The sequence below is a fragment of the Streptomyces sp. NPDC029216 genome, from assembly GCF_040648015.1.
GTDB lineage: Bacteria > Actinomycetota > Actinomycetes > Streptomycetales > Streptomycetaceae > Streptomyces.
The window spans coordinates 1-17,267 of record NZ_JBEZWL010000153.1 but is presented as its reverse complement, the minus strand read 5'-3'; the positions used below and the strand labels follow the sequence as shown (position 1 = coordinate 17,267).

The following is a 17,267-nucleotide window of genomic DNA, read 5'->3' as shown; positions in this document are numbered from 1 at the left end:
GCTCGGTGTGCGCCGGGCGGCGGCTGCCGGCCGGGGTGACCGGGGTGCGCTCGGAGCGGATCAGGTGCGGCCGGGACACCGGGTGCGCGTGCGCCGTGGGCCGCAGCGCGGGGGAGTGCCCGGCGGCGGGCGTCTGCGCGGGGACGGGGGCCGTCTCGGCCCCGTCGGCGCGCCGGGGCCGCCACTTCCCGCCCGCGGAGAGCAGAGGGGTGAGGGCCGCGGCGACGGGTTCGGAGACCCGGCCGTCCTCCAGCCGGCGGCGCCACCCCTCGCGCAGCTCGAAGACGTACGCCTCGGAGCGGGCGATGAGCGGCTCGAACCAGGGCAGCGCCAGCATGATCAGCAGACCGGCGGTCCAGCCGAGGAGGACGTCGCTGACCCAGTGGGTGCCCAGGTAGACGGTGGTGGCGCCGACGCTGAGCGAAAGGACCCCGGAGAGGATGGACAGCACCCGCCGGGTGACCGTGGTGGAGGCCAGGTAGGCCAGGATCCCCCAGGTCACGACGGCGTTGGCGGTGTGGCCGGAAGGGAATATATCGCCGCCCGCGAAGAGCTCGGCGGAGCCGATCTGCGTGGCGTAGTGCGGGCCGAGCCGGCCGAGGCCGAGCTTCACGGAGCCCACGGTGATGTTCAGCAGCAGCAGGGCCACGCCGAGGGCGATCAGCGGGCGGAGGGTGTGCTGCCGCCAGGAGCGCCAGCCGAGCCAGGCCGCGACCATCACCGCCGTGGGTCCACGCTGGCCGAGGACGACCAGGTAGTCGAGGAAGGCGTGGATCTGAGGCCACTGCTCGTACGGCCGGAAGAACATGATCTGCCAGTCCAGGCGGACGAGCCAGGACGTCGTCAGTACGGCCACGACGGTCGCGACGTAGAAGGCGAGGGTCGCGGAGAGGAGCACGACGCGGTGCCGGCTCATCCGCGGAGTTTGCAGATGAGCCGGTCGCTCTGGTTCCCGGTCCAGCCGGGCGAACACCGGCTCCAGACGGGTCAGCATTTGGTCAGTACGCACTCAATCGACGTTACCGCGCGTCGAAGCGCGGCCCGTGCGTATCGCACGCTTTGTGATGACCATGTGATGTGGAGTGCGTCTCACAAGGGACTTAATTGCCGCTATTCCACCCCCCGTTGGAACTCCCCGGATTCGCCTCTCGGAGTGCTGCCCCGCCAATTGTCCGCGCCCTTACGGAGGGTTTATCGCGGCAGCCCAATTCCTTTGCGCAATCATGGATTGGAATGGTCCATTCCGTGATCATGGGTGATGGGCCGCGCCCCGGTCACGGAGGGCCCGAGCCGTTCAGCCAGAACGCCCCGTAGACGGCCGAGGCCAGGGCGAGCCCCGCGACGACCGCCGCCGCCCGTCCACGCCGCCACCGCGCCAGCGCCAGTGCGGGCGGCAGCATCAGCGGGAACGCCGGCAGCAGCAGCCGGGGCTTGGACCCGAAGTACCCCGAGGCGCACAGCGCCAGCGCCACCACGATCCCGCAGTAGACGAGGAGCGCGGCCGGCAGGCGGCGGCGCACGCACAGCGAGTACAGCCACAGGACCAGCAGCACCCCCGCGATCAGGCCCACCCCGGCGAGGAAGGCGGACGAGGCCAGCCGCGCCCCGACGAACCGGGCGAAGGCCCAGCCCCCGTCGAAGCCGTTGCCCCAGCCCGCCTGCACGTCCAGGTAGCCGGTCAGCCCCCCGCCGGTGCGGGCGCCCACCCACAGTGCGTACGCCGCCGCCCCCAGCGGGGCCAGCACCACCCCGGCCGCGATCCGCCACGTGCGCTCGCCGCGCCGCCACGCCAGGGCGGCCGCCGTCCACACCGCCGCGACCACCGCCGCCCCGACCGGGCGGGTCAGACCCGCCCCCGCCGCGAGCAGGCCCGCCGTGAGCCAGCGCCCGCGCAGCGCCCCGTACAGGGCCCAGGCGGCCAGGGCGGTGAACAGCGACTCGCTGTACGCCATCGACTGGACGATCCCCACCGGCAGCGCCGCCCACAGCCCCGCCGCCAGCACCCCGGCGCGCCGCCCGTGCAGCAGGTCGGTGACGGCGAAGATCCCCCAGGCGGCGGCGAGCCCGGCGACCGCCGACACCACCAGGCCCGCCGAGCCGTAGGAGAGCCCGGTGGGCGCCGCCACCAGCCGCTCCAGCCACGGCAGCAGCGGGAAGAACGCCAGGTTCGAGTGGACGGCCCCGCTCGGCAGGACCACCTCGTACCCGTACCCCTCCGCGGCGATCCGCGCGTACCAGAGGGAGTCCCAGCGCGCCGACAGCAGCGTGTGCGGGCTGCTGCCGGCCACCGCGCACCACACCGCGAGCACGGCCAGCCCGAGCAGCCGGACCGCGGCGAACGCGGCGAGCGCGGGCGCGGCCCGGCGCGCGCCGGGGTACTTGGGGGGAGCTTCGGAGGCGGGCACAGTGGTCACGGGGACGAGTATCGACGCCGCCGCCACCGGGAACGGAACCAGAACCACACGCCGTGACCAGGCGTGCACACGGGCGGAGGGAGAAAGGGGGGCGAGTGGCGCACACCACACGGGGGCCGCCGCCGGGATGAGAGCTTGGCCACGTGCCGGTCACACGAACTCGCGTACGCTGACCCTTCACTCGCGTGTCGATGCCGGACCCCGTAGGACGCCGCACAGGGCACCACCCCGCGGCGCCACACGACGCTGGTCCGCCGAGTGCGAGGGATCACCTGGGAGGTACATGGATGTCGGGGACGAACACGGCCGGCGACAGGAAGTCCTCCCTCCGGCAGCGGATCACCGAGGCCTCCGGCGGCGCCAACCGCTGGGTCGTCCTCGCCGTCCTCTGCGTCAGCCTGGTGCTCGTCGCGCTCGACGCGACGATCCTGCACGTCGCCGTCCCCGCCGTCACCGAGGACCTGCGGCCCGGCTCGCAGGAGCTGCTGTGGATCGTCGACGCCTACCCGCTGGTGTGCGCCGCGCTGCTGATCCTCTTCGGCACCCTCGGCGACCGGGTCGGCCGCCGCCGGATCCTGCTCCTCGGCTACACCCTCTTCGGCGTCGCCTCGGCGATCGCCGCCCTCGCCGGCGACGCCCAGGTGCTGATCGGCGCCCGCGCCCTGCTCGGGGTCGGCGGGGCGATGATCATGCCGGCCACGCTGTCGATCCTGCGCCAGGTCTTCCCCGACCGGCGCGAGAGGGCCCTGGCCATCGGCATCTGGACCGCCGTCGCCGCGATCGGCGCGGCCAGCGGCCCGGTCCTGGGCGGGCTCCTCATCCAGCACTTCTGGTGGGGCTCCGTCTTCCTCATCAACATCCCGCTCATGGCGCTGGTCCTGCCGCTCGGCCGCTGGCTGCTGCCCGAGTCCCGGGGGGCGGCCGACGGCCCCTGGGACGTGCTGGGCGCGCTGATGGCCGCGGCCGGCGTGCTCGGCGTGGTGCTCGGGGTCAAGCGGATCGGCGCCGAACGCCAGCTCGGCGACCTGCAGGCACTGGTCCCGCTGGTCCTCGGCGCGGTGCTGCTGGTGCTCTTCGTCCGCCGGCAGAAGCGGCGCGAGCACCCGCTGATCGACATGCGGATGTTCTCCCGGACCGCCTTCTCCACCTCCGTCGGCTGCATCGTGCTCGCCATGCTGGCCCTGGTCGGCCTGGAGCTGATCGCCGTCCAGTACCTCCAGCTGGTGCTGCACCTGAGCCCGCTGGAGACCGGCCTGCGGCTGCTGCCGCTGACCTTCGCCGCGATGGCCGCCGGGGCCAGCGGCTCCTACACCCTCCAGCGGGTCGGGCCGCGCACGATGGTCTCGCTGGGCTTCGTGCTGACCGCCGGCGCGGTGCTGCTGCTGACGCTGATGGGCCAGCACGACCGGCCCGTCCTGCTGACCACCGGGTTCGTGCTGCTGGGCTTCGGGCTCCAGACCACCCTCTTCGCGGCGTACGAGTCCATGCTGAGCGAGGCCCCGGTGGAGGCCGCCGGCGGCGCCGCCTCCATAGGCGAGACCTCCTACCAGCTCGGCGCGGGCATGGGCATCGCCCTGCTCGGCAGCGTGATGAACGCCGCCTACCGGCCCGGCCTGCTGGACGTCCCGGGGGTGTCGGCGGGGGAGTCGGCGGGCGCCGCGAACTCCCTCGGCGAGGCCTACCAGATCGCCGCCCACCTCGGCGGCCCCGCGGGGGACTCCCTGGCCGCCGCCGCCCGGCACTCCTTCGTGCACGGGCTGCACGTGACCCTGGTGGTCAGCGCGGGCCTGCTGCTGGCGGGCGCGGTGATGGCGCTCAAGCTGCCGCGCACCATGGAGAACGCCGAGCCGGCCGCCTGCGGTGTGCTCGCCGAGGACCCGGTCCCGGCCGCCGCCGACGCGGGTGCGGCCGTACGCCTGCCCGCCCAGGCCAAGGGCCCCGCCGCGCAGGTCGGGGGTGGACCCGGGGCGGCCTCGGGGAGAAACTTGCACCGCTAGGTTTCGCCCCCTCACGTGCCTGCCGGGAGGCCCCTCTTGTCCGCTTCGTCCGCGTCGTCCGCGCCGAAGACCCCCTTCGTCCCCACCGATCCGCTCGGGCTCGACGAACTCCTCAGCCCCGAGGACCTCGCCGTACGCGACACCGTCCGCGCCTGGGCCGCCGACCGGGTCCTGCCGCACATCGCCCAGTGGTACGAGGCCGGCGAGCTCCCCGGGATCCGCGAGCTGGCCCGCGAGCTCGGCTCCATCGGCGCCCTCGGCATGTCCCTGACCGGCTACGGCTGCGCGGGCGCGAGCGCCGTCCAGTACGGCCTGGCCTGCCTGGAGCTGGAGGCCGCCGACTCCGGGATCCGCTCGCTGGTCTCCGTACAGGGTTCGCTCGCCATGTACGCGATCTGGAAGTACGGCTCCGAGGAGCAGAAGCAGCGCTGGCTGCCGGGCATGGCGGCCGGCGAGCTGATCGGCTGCTTCGCCCTCACCGAGCCCGACGTCGGCTCCGACCCGGCCGCGATGCGCACCCACGCCAAGCGGGAGGGCTCCGACTGGATCCTCAACGGCCGCAAGATGTGGATCACCAACGGCTCGGTGGCCTCCGTGGCCGTCGTGTGGGCGCAGACGGACGAGGGGATCCGCGGCTTCGCCGTCCCCACCGACACGCCGGGCTTCTCCGCCCCGGAGATCAAGCACAAGTGGTCGCTGCGCGCGTCGGTGACGAGCGAGCTGGTGCTGGACGACGTCCGTCTGCCCGCGGACGCGGTGCTGCCGGGCGTCACGGGGCTCAAGGGTCCGCTGGGCTGCCTCAGCCACGCGCGGTACGGGATCATCTGGGGGGCCATGGGCGCGGCGCGCGCCAGCTTCGAGGCCGCGCTCGACTACGCGCGGACGCGGGAGCAGTTCGGCAGGCCCATCGGCGGCTTCCAGCTCACCCAGGCCAAGCTGGCCGACATGGCGCTGGAACTCCACAAGGGCATCCTGCTCGCCCACCACCTGGGCCGGCGCATGGACGCGGGGACCCTGCGGCCGGAGCAGATCAGCTTCGGCAAGCTCAACAACGTCCGCGAGGCCATCGACATCTGCCGCACCGCGCGGACCATCCTCGGGGCCAACGGGATCTCGCTGGAGTACCCCGTCATGCGGCACGCCACCAACCTGGAGTCGGTGCTCACCTACGAGGGCACCGTCGAGATGCACCAGCTGGTGCTGGGCAAGGCGCTCACCGGGCTCGACGCCTTCCGGTAAGCCGGCGAGGTCCCCCAGCTACCTCCCCCAGACTCCGTCCGGGGGGACCCCCAGAGGTGCGCCCACCCCGCTCAGCTCTGGTTGAAGAAGTCGCGGGCGCGGCCGCCCGCCTCACCGCTGACGATCTGGGTGTCGGCCGGGGTCAGGAGGAAGACCCTGGTCGCCACCCGCTCGATCGAGCCGCGCAGCCCGAAGGTCAGGCCGGCCGCGAAGTCGACCACGCGCTTGGCGTCGGTCGGGTCCATGGACGACAGGTTCACGATCACCGGGACGCCCTCGCGGAAGAGCTCGCCGATGCCGCGCGCGTCGCGGAACCCGTCCGGGGTCACCGTCGCGATGCGCCGGCCCTGCTCGACCGCCGACTCCGAGGCCACGCGCACCCGCGGGTCGGTGACCCACTGGTCGCCGGGGCCCGCGACCGAGCCCTGCCGGCGGTCCACCGCCTCCGCGTAGTCGTCGTCGTAGTACCGCTCGTCGTCGTTGTCCTCCACGAGACCCAACCAGGCGCTCGCCTTGCGTACCGAACCCATGGACGCCTCCTTTCACCGTGGCCAGTCTGTCTTCTGCTCCGTTGCCCCTATGGTCGTCCATGATGCTGACAACGCGCCAAGTGGATAGCCGCCGCGCAGGGGTTTCGTGACGGGACTGGTGCAGAACATCCGTTGCACCGGCGAGGATCCCGGCCACTGCCGCTGCTGACTGAGTGAAAATACGACCGCCACCGCCGTCCGGGTGGGGTGCTCGGGCGTACGGGTGAACGAGTTGGCTGGATACGATGCCCCCGAAACAGGCGGATGACACACGGGGGAAGCGGTTTGTTCGGCATCGTCAGACCTTGCACGCACCGGCTCGGCGACCGGTTCAAGACGGAGTGGATGGCCCATCTGTGCGGTCTGTGCCTGGCACTTCGCGGTGACCACGGCCAGTTCGCGCGGATCGTCACGAACTACGACGGGCTGCTGGTCTCCGTTCTGACGGAGGCTCAGTCGGGTCCGCTTCCCGGCGCGCGGCGCACCGCCGGCCCCTGCCCGCTGCGCGGCATGCGCACGGCCCCGGTCGCCAACGGCGAGGGCGCCCGGCTCGCGGCCGCCGTGTCGCTGGTGCTGGCCTCGGCGAAGGTGCGGGACCACGTGGCCGACCGGGACGGCCTGTTGGCCCGCGCCCCGATCGCCGCCGCCGCCCGCCGGGTGGCCAAGGGCTGGGACCGGGCCGGCGCCCGCACCGGGGCCGCGCTCGGCTTCGACACGGCGGTGCTCGTCGACGCCGTGGACCGCCAGGGCGGCATCGAGACCCTGGCCGGCCCCGGCACGCCCGTCCTGGTGGTCACCGAGCCCACGGAGACCGCCACCGCGGCCGCCTTCGCGCATACCGCGGTCCTGGCGGGACGGCCAGGGAACGCCGCGCCGCTGGCGGAGGCCGGACGCTACTTCGGCCGGCTCGCGCACCTGCTGGACGCCGTCGAGGACCAGGCCGCCGACGCCGCCGCGGGCGCCTGGAACCCGCTCACCGCGACCGGGACCTCCCGCGCCGAGGCCCGCCGGCTGTGCGACGACGCGCTCCACGGGATCAAGCTGGCGATGCGCGAGGTCGAGTTCGCCGACGCGGGGCTCGCCCACCGGCTGCTGGTGCACGAGCTGCGCACCTCGGTGGACCGGGCCTTCGGCACGAACTCCTGCGGGCACGGCCACGCCGCCGCGAACTCCGCCGGACAGGGCTATGGTCAGCCGCCGCAGGGCTACCCCCCGCAGGGCTACGACCCGAACGCCCCCGGCGCGTACGGGCAGGGCGGCGGGTACGGCCAGAACCCCTACGGCCAGAACCCCTACGGCGGCGGGGCCCCGCACTACGCCCCCGGCGGGCCGGGCACGCCGCCCCCGATGGGCCCGGGCGGCCCCGGCGGCGGTGGCGGCGGGGGCTTCGGCGGGCAGCCCCCGCAGAAGCCGCGCCGGGGTCTGCTGCACGGCTGCGCGGTGGCCATCGGGCTGTTCTGCACCTGCCAGATCTGCTGCACCGACTACGAGGGCCCCTGGTCCCGCCAGAAGCGAGACGCCTGGTGTGACGACTGTGACTGCGACTGCTGCAACTGCGACGGCTGTGACTGCTGCAACTGTGACGGCTGCTGCTGTGACGGCTGTGACTGTGACTGCGGCTGCAGCTGAGCCGGCGGGGGCCCTTGCCCGCAGGCGGGGCTGAGGCCACGTCAGTTCCCACAGGCCCGGACGGCGTACGGGGGGGATTCCCGTCCGGGCCCGCCGGGAAGGGCTGAGCGGCATGAGCGACGACGAAGCGACCACGGCCTGGCGGCGGTGGCACGAGCAGCGCGTGGCCACCGTCTCCGCCCCCTACGGACCCCTCGCGCTGACCGGCACCCAGACTTCGTCCGGGGGGACCCGCAGGCTCTCCGAGACGGTGCCGGAGGACCTGGAAGGTCGAATTCCGGCCGTTCCGGGGCGCCGGCGCGCCACCGCCGACGGCGTGGAGAACGCCGACGGCCGCGCCCGCGGGCTCGGTCTCGGCGGCGAGCCGGCCTTCGAACACGCCGGGACCCGGCACGCCCTCCAGGTGGCCGTCGACGCGGACGACGGCAGCCTCCGGGCCGTCTTCGCCGACGCCACCAGCGGTGTGCTCCAGCTACCGCTTCCGCTTCCTGCGGCCCGGCACCCCGGATCCGGACGGGGGCACCACCGTCGACCTCAACCGCGCCCTGCTGCCCCCCGCGCCTTCGCCGACCACTTCATCTGCCCGTTCCCGCCCCCCGGGAACACCCTGCCCTTCGACGCCGCCACCGGGGAGCGACGGCTGAAAGGCGCCCTTGCAGCCGGTAACTGACGCCAGGACACTCCCGTTCAGCGTCATCCGGCGGACTTGTCAGGGGCACGGCGAAAAATTCGGCCGACGGCCGGACGACCGCCGCGCCCTCCCCCCGCCGCTCAAGGGCTCCGGCACCCCCACGACCGCCGGGCCCCAGACCCCCTCCGGGAGGACGTGAAGTGAGGAACAAGAGCACCATCCGTGTCCGGCTGCTCGCCGTGGCCACCGGCCTGGCCGCCGCCGCCGCGATCGCCGCCCCCACCGCCGCCAGCGCCGACGCCGCGGACACCGGATTCAGCGCCGCCCGGCTCGCCGCCGCCGGGGCGTCCGTCCTGCGCGCCGACGTCGCCGGCACCGCCTGGCACACCGACCCCGCCACCGGGACCCTCGTGGTCACCGCCGACTCCACGGTCACCAACGCCGACATCGCCAGAATCCGCAGCGAGGCCGGACCCGACGCCGCCGCGCTGCGCATCGAACGCACCCCCGGCAAGATCAGGAAGCTGCTCTCCGGCGGCGACGCCATCTACGCCAGCAGCTGGCGCTGCTCGCTCGGCTTCAACGTCCGCAACGGCAGCACGTACTACATCCTGACGGCCGGCCACTGCACCGACGGCGCCGGAACCTGGTGGACGAGCTCCTCCCACACCACCGTCATCGGCAGCACCGTCGGATCCAGCTTCCCCACCAACGACTACGGCCTCATCAAGTACGCCAGCAGCAGCACGGTCCCGCCCGGCACCGTCGGCAGCCAGGACATCACCACCGCCGTCAACGCCACCACCGGCATGTCCGTCACCCGGCGCGGCTCCACCACCGGCATCCACAGCGGCTCCGTCACCGGCCTCAACGCCACCGTGAACTACGGCAACGGGGACATCGTCTACGGCATGATCAAGACCAATGTCTGCGCCGAACCCGGCGACAGCGGCGGCCCCCTCTACTCCGGCAGCCGCGCGGTCGGCCTCACCTCCGGCGGCAGCGGCAACTGCTCCTCGGGCGGCACCACCTTCTTCCAGCCCGTCACCGAGGCCCTGAGCGCCTACGGCGTCAGCGTCTACTGACGGCCACCCCCGGCGCAGGCCCCCTGGACGTCCTCCCGCCTTCTGGGAGGATGTCCAGGGCGTCCACGGGGGAGGAGCTCGTATGAAGCGGATCGGCGTGACCGGGCACCGGGCGATTCCCGACGAGTGCCTCGCCCATGTCGAGGAGGGCCTGCGGGCCGTACTCGGCGGGCACCCCGGGCCGCTGGAGGCCCTCTCCAGCCTCGCGGACGGCGCCGACCAGCTCTTCGCCGCCATCGCCCTGGAGCACGGCGCCGAGCTCACCGTGGTCATCCCCAGCGGGGACTACGAGGAGACCTTCCAGGACCCGCACGCCCTCGCCGGCTACCGGCGCCTCAAGGACCGCGCCACCCGTGAGGTCGTGATGGCCTTCCCCCGCTCCACCGACGAGGCCTACTACGCGGCCGGCACCTACATCGCCGAGACCTGCGACCGGCTCGTGGCCGTCTGGGACGGGCTCCCCGCCCGCGGGCACGGCGGCACCGGCGAGATCGTCGCCTACGCCCGGGCCCTCGGCAAACCCGTCACCGTCATCTGGCGCGAGGGCGTGGCCCGCGACTGAACCACGCCCCCGGCTTCAACTGCTGTGCCGCGCCAGCCAGTCGGTGTGCTGCGGCGACACGTACCGCTCCGTCTCGTACACCGCCGACGGCCACTGCGACTCCGTGATCGTCGTCTGCATCACGACCATCATCGCCGACAGGTCCTGCTCGATCAGCGTGTGCGCCTCGATCAGCGGATGGTGGCGCCGCACCTCGTTCCAGGCGATCCCCGCCGCCGCGGCCGCGCTCATCAGCCCCGCCGCCGACGAAGCCCCCGGACCCGAGCCGAACGCCCCGAACAGCGCGAACAGCAGCCCCAGACAGGTCAGCAGCACGATCGTCCACGACCACAGCGCCGTCGCCCGCCGCGAAGCCTCCGTCCGGCGCTGGTACCAGTTGCGCTGCTCGATCAGCCGGTCCCGGACGTACGTCTCCCTGCGCACCTGGTACCCCAGCCCGCGCAGCCGCTGCATCGCCCCGGTGATCTCCGCCCCCTCCGGCACCAGGCCCTCCGTCCGCGGATCCCGCCAGCCCATCTTGCGCAGCTCGTCCAGCCCCTTCTCCAGCCGCGCCCGGTACACCCCCTCCGGCCCGGCGACCTCACTGCCGAAGGGCGCCCCGTGCACGGCGTACCGCCACGCCAGCGACTTGATGAACTCGGCCGCGCTCCGGTTGAGCTGCCACTGCGGCCGGGCCCTGCGCCGCGTCGCCCGTACGCCCACGGCCAGCACCCCCGCGTACGCCAGCGCGCTCAGCGCCGCGAACACGTGCAGCCCGCCCGCCGAGGGCCCCGACGGCAGCGCGGCCGCCCCCGCCGCCACGACCAGCAGCACCAGCTGCGCCCGCGTGGCCTGCGTGGACTCCCGCTGCCGGGAGACCGCCGCCTGATCGGTGTGGTGGAAGAGGGCCGGCAGGTCCTCGTTGCGAAACGTCATGCTGTCGGTCACGGCGCCCCCTGCGCTCGCTCCGGGCGGCGGGACCGCGAAGCCCCGCCGCCCGCTGTCGGATCACACGGCGAGCGGCTCCAGGTCCCGGTGGACCCGCCGCTCGTCACGGGCGTACCGGGTCAGACCGTGGTCCTCCCCGAGCATCCGCGTCAGCTCGGACACCGCCTCCGCCCGCACCCGGGCCGCCTCCTCCTTGCGGCCCATCATGTCCAGGCTCACCGCCATGTTCGACGCGCTCGCCAGGGTCTCCGGGTGGTGCGCCCCCAGCGCCTCGCGCAGCCGCACCACCGCCTCCCGCTCCAGCTCCAGGGCACCCTCCGGATCCCCCAGGTCCGCCCGGGCGTTGGCCAGGTTCATGTGCGCGAAGATCGTGTGCGGGTGGTTGTCGCCCAGCACCTCGCGCATGCTGCGGACCGTCTGCCGCAGCAGCGGCTCCGCCGTCTCCGACGCCCCCGTCCCCCAGTGGAACACCGCCAGGTTGTTCACCGCGGCCAGGGTGTACGGGTGCTTCTCGCCCGGCACCTTCATGTACTCGTCCACCACCTCCTGCGCCAGGTCCCGCGCCGCCCCCGGATCACCGGTCGCGAACAGGTCCGAGGCCAGGTTCAGCTCGCAGGCCAGCAGGTCCGGGTTGACCGAGGTGTACTTGGCCCGGTACCGGTTGCGGGTCGCCGTCGTCAGCCGCAGCGCGTCCTCCAGCTCCCCGGCCCGCCGCAGCGACACCGCCAGGTTCTTCGCCGCCGACAGCGTGCCCGGGAAGGCCCGGCCCAGCGTCCGCTTGTAGATCTCGTACGTCCGGCTCAGCAGCTGCACCGAATCGTCGTACCGGCCCACCTCGCGCAGGTCCCGCGCCAGGTTCTGCGCCGAGGACAGGGTGTACGGGTGGTCCGGGCCCAGCACCTCCGTACGCCGGTCGAAGACCTCCTGGTCGATCTCCCGGGCCCGCCCGTACTGCCCGACCATGCGCAGGTTCAGCGCCAGGTTGTTCGCCGCCGCCAGGGTGCGCGGATGCGCCTCGTGGAAGATCTGCCCGAAGCCCTCGTGCGCCGCCGTCGCCAGCTCCATCGCCTCCCCGTACCGGCCGAGCGCGCCCAGGTCCATCGCCAGACCGCTGGTGGTCATGTACGTGTGCGGGTGCGAGGGGCCCAGCGCGGCCCGCTGCCGCTCCAGCGTGACCTCGTCCAGCTCCTTCGCCTCCACGAACCGGCCCTGCGACCGCAGGATGTTCGACAGGTGGAAGCGCAGGTACAGGTACTGGAGGTCGTCGCTGCCGAGCATCTCCCGCCAGGCCTCGCGCAGCTCCTCGCCCAGGGTGTACGCGGCCTTGAAGTCACCGCGCTTCCACAGGTAGCGGACCCGGTCGATCAGCAGCCGGCGGGTCTCCGGCTCCTTGCAGAACCGGGCCTCCGACGGGCTCAGGTGCGGCCAGATCGTGTTGAACTTCGGCCAGGTCGCCGGGTTGTCTATCGGCTCGTCGTCGTCCGGGCGCGCCCCCGCCAGGATCCGGTGCACCGCGTGCCGCGCCTCGCGCTGCTCCTCCTCCGACAGCTGCGCCCGGATCACCGCCTGGACCAGCCGGTGCACCTGGATGCTGTTGCTGACCTGGTCGACCTTGGCCATCGCGAACCGGCCGATCTCCCGGATCACCCGGCCCAGCACCAGCTTCTCCTGGAGCGAGGCGTCGTACGGCTTGAGCGCGTCGATCATCTCCTTGCTGTACAGGAGGTTCGCCGAGATCGGCTCCGGCGCGAAGAAGGCGCACAGCTGGAGCAGCCGCACCGCGGCGGGGGAGCGGGACTGGAGCCGCTCGATCGACACGTTCCAGGTCGCGGCCACCGGCTGCGGGTACCCGGCCGGCTGGTTCAGGCCCAGCACCCGCGCGGTCTGCTCGGCGAGCTGCTCCAGGTACGCGGACACCGGCGTCGCCGTCTCCGCGATCCACGCCCCGGCCTGCTCGACGGCCAGCGGCAGGTCGCCCACCGCCACGGCCACCTGCTCGGCGTCCTCCTTGCTCAGCCCCGGCGCGCGGCGCTGGAGGTGCTCGATGGACTCCTCGCGCAGGAACACGTCCACCGGCAGCGCGTCCCCGTACTGGGACCAGGACTGGTTGCGGGAGGTCACCAGCACGTGCCCCGGGCCGCCCGGCGGGAAGAACCGCTTCAGCGTCTCGGGATCGTCGGCGTTGTCGAAGACCAGCAGCCAGCGCGAGGACGGCACGCCCCGGCGCAGCAGGTCGATCGCCTCCTGGGAGGCGGCCGCCATGTCCTCGCCGGTCTGCGCGCCCAGCCGTACGGCGAGCTCCGCGAGGGCCGCGACCACGTCGTCGGTCTGCTCCGAGGAGATCCACCACACCAGGTCGTAGTCGGCCATGAACCGGTGCACGTACTCCAGCGCCACCTGCGTCTTGCCGACGCCGCCGAGCCCGTAGAGGGTCTGCGGCTGCGGCAGCACCACGGCCATGCCGCCGCCCAGCTGGTCGCGCATCCGCTCCAGCACGATGCTGCGGCCGGTGAACCCGGGGTTGCGGGGCGGCGCGTTCCAGATCTTCGGGACCGTCCCGGGGAAGCGGGGGCCGGGCTGGGAGGCGCCGGCGACGGTGTCGGCGAGGGCCATCGGCCGTTCCACCGCGCGCAGCAGGGCGGCGGTCGCGTGCACCTCGTCGAGCCGGAACAGGTCCACCGGGTTGCGGTCGATGTAGGGCGTGGCGAGGCGTACGTCGCCCACCCGCAGCGGCACCAGGTGGCGCCGGCCCCCGGTGGGGTCCTCGGCGGCGGCCCGGTTCCACACGTCCACGGCCCGCGCCGACTTGAGGTAGGCGCTGGAGAGCAGCACCACCGTCCGGGCGGCGGTGTCGACGCTGATGCCCGTCCCGCCGCCCAGGGTGTCGCCGGCGCCGCTGTCGGGGAGGGGCGGGCGCTCCGCGGAGACGTCCTTGGGCACGACGCGGAAGCCGGCCCGGGTGAGCACCGACTCGATCCAGTCGGCCCACATCCGGTTCTCGGCGACGTAGGAGAGGAACAGGTCGGCGGGCAGGGCCGGGCGGCGCCGGGTGAAGGCGTCCCGGATCCGCAGCCGGACCTCCTCGCCGATCACGGGCATGGAGGTGATCTCGCCGCCGGTGACCACCGTGGTGAGCCGTTCGAACGCGGACAGCAGGGAGTTGGTGAGCCCCGCCTCGTCGCCGAAGGTCGCCAGGGTCTCCTCGTAGGCGTAGTAGGGGCGGTACGGGATCTCCACCGCGCCCCAGTACGAGGTCAGCTCGTCCCCGACCAGGCCGTTGGGGAAGCGGTCGAACTTGAGCCGGGCCAGCGCCCGGCCGGCGTCGGCCTTCTCCTTCTCGCCCTCGTCGATGCGCATGGGCACCGGGTAGATCTTGATGCCGCGGTCGTTGAACCGTTCGTCGATCTGCCGGGCGACGGAGGCGGCGCCGTCGATGGACTGGTCGGACAGGGTGAAGCAGTCGACCAGGACGTCCGGGAGGTGGACGGTGCAGATGTCGGCGATGTCGGACAGGCCGGTGCGGCTGTCGATCAGGACGTAGTCGTAGTTCCGCTTCATGTCGGCCCGCAGGGCGTCGAAGAAGAGGCCGCCGCCGAGCCGGTCGTAGAAGTTGTCCCAGTCGAAGGTGGACACGGTCGCCGAGTACTCGCGGTTCTGCCGGCCCGCCGAGACGAAGTCGAGGGTGCCGCCGTCGGGGAACTCCCAGCCCAGGTTCTCCGGGGTGAGCGAGACGGCGTGCGGCTGTATCCGCGCGTAGTCCTTGTGCCAGTCGTCGGCGCGCTGCACCGGGCTGGTGGCCGCCCAGGCGTACTCGCTGATCAGGTCGATGACCCCGGTGGTGGCCCCCAGAGTGGAGGGGTCCAGGAAGGGGTGGAAGAAGCGGTGCAGGCCGGGAGCCTCCAGGTCCCAGTCCACGGCGAGCACCCGCTTGCCGTTGGCGGCGAGGATCCAGGCGGTGTTGGCCAGCGCCATCGTGCGGCCGGTCCCGCCCTTGTACGAGTAGAAGGTGACGATGCGTCCGTCTCGGCTGTCACGACTGGCTGTCATCCGCGTCCCCCCGGTCGGTGTCGGTGCTGTCGTTTCCTGCGTCTGTCCCGTGCTGTGCCGTGGGCGGGAAGGGGGCCGGCGGCGGGTCGCTCATCCCCATCGGCCCGAGCAGGCGCCGGCGTTCGGTGGGGGTGTGCCCGGCCGGCGGGTACGCCTGGGCGTGTCTGAGGAACTGCTGGGCGGCCGCCTCGACCACCTGCGGGAGGATCTGCCCGAGCGTCTCCATGCTGGCCACGCCGTTGGCGGCGGCCCGGCAGGCGGCCCGGCCCTGGCTCATCTTGACCGGCAGGGTCTCCTCCAGCCGGTGGGCCAGCTCGGCCTCCTTGACCCGGCTCTGGTGGTCGTAGCGGTTCCACGGCACGACCACGTTGATCCACGGGCGGTGTTCCTGGTCGAAGGCGGCCAGGCGCTGGCGGCGGTGTTCGTCCTCCACCGCCCAGCGGTCGACGATCAGGATCTCCGGCCGGGTCGGCGGCTGTTTGCCGTCGAAGTGCCCGGCCTCGTCGTCGAAGGAGGACATCGTGGTCTGGTAGTTGAGGTTCTTGACCAGTTCCTCGGCGACGTACGCGACCGGCCGCTGGGAGGCCGGGTGGTACGGGTTCCACTCCAGGGCGCTCTCCCCGTAGTACTCGGGGCTGCGGCCCTCCGGCAGGTCGTGCCGGGAGGCGGCGGCCACGGTCACGTGGAGGGTGCGGGCGGAGGGGCCGCCGTGCCGGCTGCCGGCCGGGCCGAAGGCGCTGGGCACCACCCGGTAGTCCAGCGGGCGGACGGGCTCCAGGCGGACGGTCTCGGCCACGTTGACGATGCGGCGCGCCAGTTCGTACACGGCGTGCTCGTACTGCTCGGCGTATCCGCGGAGTTTGATCAGGCCGTACAGCCCGTCGGTGACGTAGCGCTCACCGAAGGTGTTGTGGTTGAACTGCAACCGCTCGGCCGGGAGCGGGAGTTGGGAGGGGGGCACCGGTACCCACAGGGCCGGGATGATGGCCTCGGTCTTCTCGTTGCTGACGGCGCCCAGCTGGATGGCGCGCTGCGCGAAGGCGAACCACTCCTTCCCGCACATCTCACTGGCGAAGTAGCGCGGCGAGAACAGGGGGACGAAGACCCGGCAGGTGGCGAGCGCCGCCCCGAGCCGCTCCGACCAGCCCTCGCCGCTGCGTATCTCACGGTCCATGAAGCCGGCCTCGGATCCGGCGGGCAGGCTGGTGAGCGCCATGATGTGGTTGCAGAGATCACGGAAGAGCCGCTCCACCCACATGTCCGGGTCGGGTCCCCCGGGCCCGAACCTCGGCGTATGCGCATAACTGAGAAAAAAGTAGGGCTGCACTGATGCGGGCACACGACCCCCGTCCCGAAGATGCGAGCGAAGGAACATCATTCCGGAGCTCCTCCGCCACATCCCCTCCTCGTTCAGTCAATCAGCGTCTGTTTTCGGTCATCCAGGTCTGGGCGTGATCGACGGCGTCCGCAATCGAGAAGAGAACGGCGGGAGCCCCGCCCACGTTCCCCCGGCGCATCAGGGAATCCGGGAATGCCCGGCCGATCTCGGCGAAATCTCCGTCGTCCAGGGCGACGTCCTCGTACCTGGTCCACTCCCCCTCGTGCCCGCGCCCCCGCCGCCCGCCCGGAAGGTTCACCTTCACCACACAGTCGTACATGCGCAAGGGGGGCTTCGGAATTCGGTACTCCGCGAGGTGGAAAGCGGTACAGGCCGAAAATCCCACATTGATCATGAGTACCTGTCCTCCCTCCCAGCACAGCTTGCCCAGGGGCGAGTCCTCGCCCAGGTGGCATTCCAGCCGGTGTTCCGCGCAGATCCGGTGCGCGTCCGCGCCGAGCGCGGCGAAGGAGGTCTGCGGATGGCCGCTGCGGGCGGCGCCCGGCGCCGTACGGACCGCCTCGGCGAGGGCGCCCATGCCCTGGCTCGGGGTGCGGTCCGGGTCGAAGGCGGGCATCCGCGCGCGGAAGGCCGCCACCTCCTCCTCGCCGAGGCCGGCGATCCGGGCCAGGTGGGCGGAGGAGGTCAGGGAGTTCTCCGCGGTGAACGCCGGGACCACCAGGGTGCCGCGCGGGCCCAGCACCCCGGTGAGGGCCTCGCACAGCGTCCCGGGGTGCAGTCCGGTGCCGCCGAGCGCCGCGTGCACCAGCAGCCGCCCCCGCGGGCGCACCCCGAGCAGCCGCAGCTGGACGGCCAGGGCCAGCGCGC

General features: G+C 72.9%; 12 protein-coding genes and 1 pseudogene. 6 read left to right on the top strand and 7 right to left on the bottom strand.

Translation table 11 applies throughout. The annotated features are described in order from the left end of the window. Both AB0F18_RS33270 and AB0F18_RS33265 read right to left on the bottom strand, forming a co-directional pair. Nucleotides 1-1,009, bottom strand: a 1,009-nt coding sequence (locus AB0F18_RS33270) for a phosphatase PAP2 family protein (protein WP_362067427.1), incomplete at its 3' end; no start/stop codon positions are given. Nucleotides 1,010-1,274: 265 nt separating this feature from the next. Next, entirely contained in the window at nt 1,275-2,405 is a 1,131-nt protein-coding gene (locus tag AB0F18_RS33265; protein WP_362067434.1) for a hypothetical protein, read from the bottom strand. A 296-nt stretch (nt 2,406-2,701) separates the two neighbouring features. On the opposite strand from AB0F18_RS33265, the gene AB0F18_RS33260 reads away from it, so the two are divergent. After that, nucleotides 2,702-4,411 (top strand): MFS transporter, encoded by a 1,710-nt coding sequence (locus tag AB0F18_RS33260; RefSeq protein ID WP_362067425.1) that lies wholly within the window; start codon nt 2,702-2,704, stop codon nt 4,409-4,411. A gap of 36 nt (nt 4,412-4,447) precedes the next feature. Beyond that, nucleotides 4,448-5,650: an acyl-CoA dehydrogenase family protein gene (locus AB0F18_RS33255; protein WP_362067423.1), complete on the top strand. Its 1,203-nt coding sequence runs from the start codon at nt 4,448-4,450 to the stop codon at nt 5,648-5,650. Between the two features lie 71 nt (nt 5,651-5,721). Here the strand turns inward: AB0F18_RS33255 and sepF are convergent, their stop codons facing one another. After that, nucleotides 5,722-6,180 (bottom strand): cell division protein SepF, encoded by a 459-nt coding sequence (gene sepF, locus AB0F18_RS33250; RefSeq protein WP_362067421.1) that lies wholly within the window; start codon nt 6,178-6,180, stop codon nt 5,722-5,724. Nucleotides 6,181-6,465: 285 nt separating this feature from the next. On the opposite strand from sepF, the gene AB0F18_RS33245 reads away from it, so the two are divergent. The 4 genes and pseudogenes from AB0F18_RS33245 to AB0F18_RS33230 all read left to right on the top strand — a co-directional run bounded on the left by AB0F18_RS33245 (nt 6,466) and on the right by AB0F18_RS33230 (nt 10,087). Next, the gene (locus tag AB0F18_RS33245) at nt 6,466-7,809 is read left to right on the top strand and encodes a DUF5685 family protein (protein ID WP_362067419.1); all 1,344 of its coding nucleotides are present in this window, start codon (nt 6,466-6,468) and stop codon (nt 7,807-7,809) included. A 112-nt stretch (nt 7,810-7,921) separates the two neighbouring features. Next, nucleotides 7,922-8,479: pseudogene (locus AB0F18_RS33240) on the top strand (DUF1684 domain-containing protein). Nucleotides 8,480-8,640: 161 nt separating this feature from the next. After that, complete coding sequence (locus tag AB0F18_RS33235) at nt 8,641-9,525, top strand: S1 family peptidase (protein WP_362067417.1); 885 nt, start codon at nt 8,641-8,643, stop codon at nt 9,523-9,525. Nucleotides 9,526-9,607: 82 nt separating this feature from the next. After that, nucleotides 9,608-10,087 carry a hypothetical protein gene (locus AB0F18_RS33230; RefSeq protein ID WP_362067415.1) on the top strand — a complete coding sequence of 160 codons (480 nt, stop codon included), beginning with the start codon at nt 9,608-9,610 and terminating at the stop codon, nt 10,085-10,087. A 15-nt stretch (nt 10,088-10,102) separates the two neighbouring features. Here AB0F18_RS33230 and AB0F18_RS33225 read toward each other — a convergent pair whose 3' ends face one another. The 4 genes from AB0F18_RS33225 to AB0F18_RS33210 form a co-directional block, all read right to left on the bottom strand. Beyond that, nucleotides 10,103-11,002, bottom strand: coding sequence for a DUF4231 domain-containing protein (locus tag AB0F18_RS33225; RefSeq protein WP_362067432.1), 900 nt, complete (start codon nt 11,000-11,002; stop codon nt 10,103-10,105). 72 nt (nt 11,003-11,074) lie between these two features. Further along, nucleotides 11,075-15,061, bottom strand: a complete 3,987-nt coding sequence (fxsT, locus tag AB0F18_RS33220) for an FxSxx-COOH system tetratricopeptide repeat protein (protein ID WP_362067413.1) — start codon at nt 15,059-15,061, stop codon at nt 11,075-11,077. Continuing rightward, a complete protein-coding gene (locus tag AB0F18_RS33215; protein WP_362067431.1) occupies nt 15,045-16,436 on the bottom strand; it encodes a TIR-like protein FxsC in 1,392 nt (463 codons plus the stop codon). Before AB0F18_RS33215 ends, fxsT begins: the two co-directional genes overlap by 17 nt. A 43-nt stretch (nt 16,437-16,479) precedes the next feature. After that, nucleotides 16,480-17,262, bottom strand: a complete 783-nt coding sequence (locus AB0F18_RS33210) for an AAC(3) family N-acetyltransferase (RefSeq protein ID WP_362067429.1) — start codon at nt 17,260-17,262, stop codon at nt 16,480-16,482. Between the last annotated feature and the right edge of the window lie 5 nt (nt 17,263-17,267).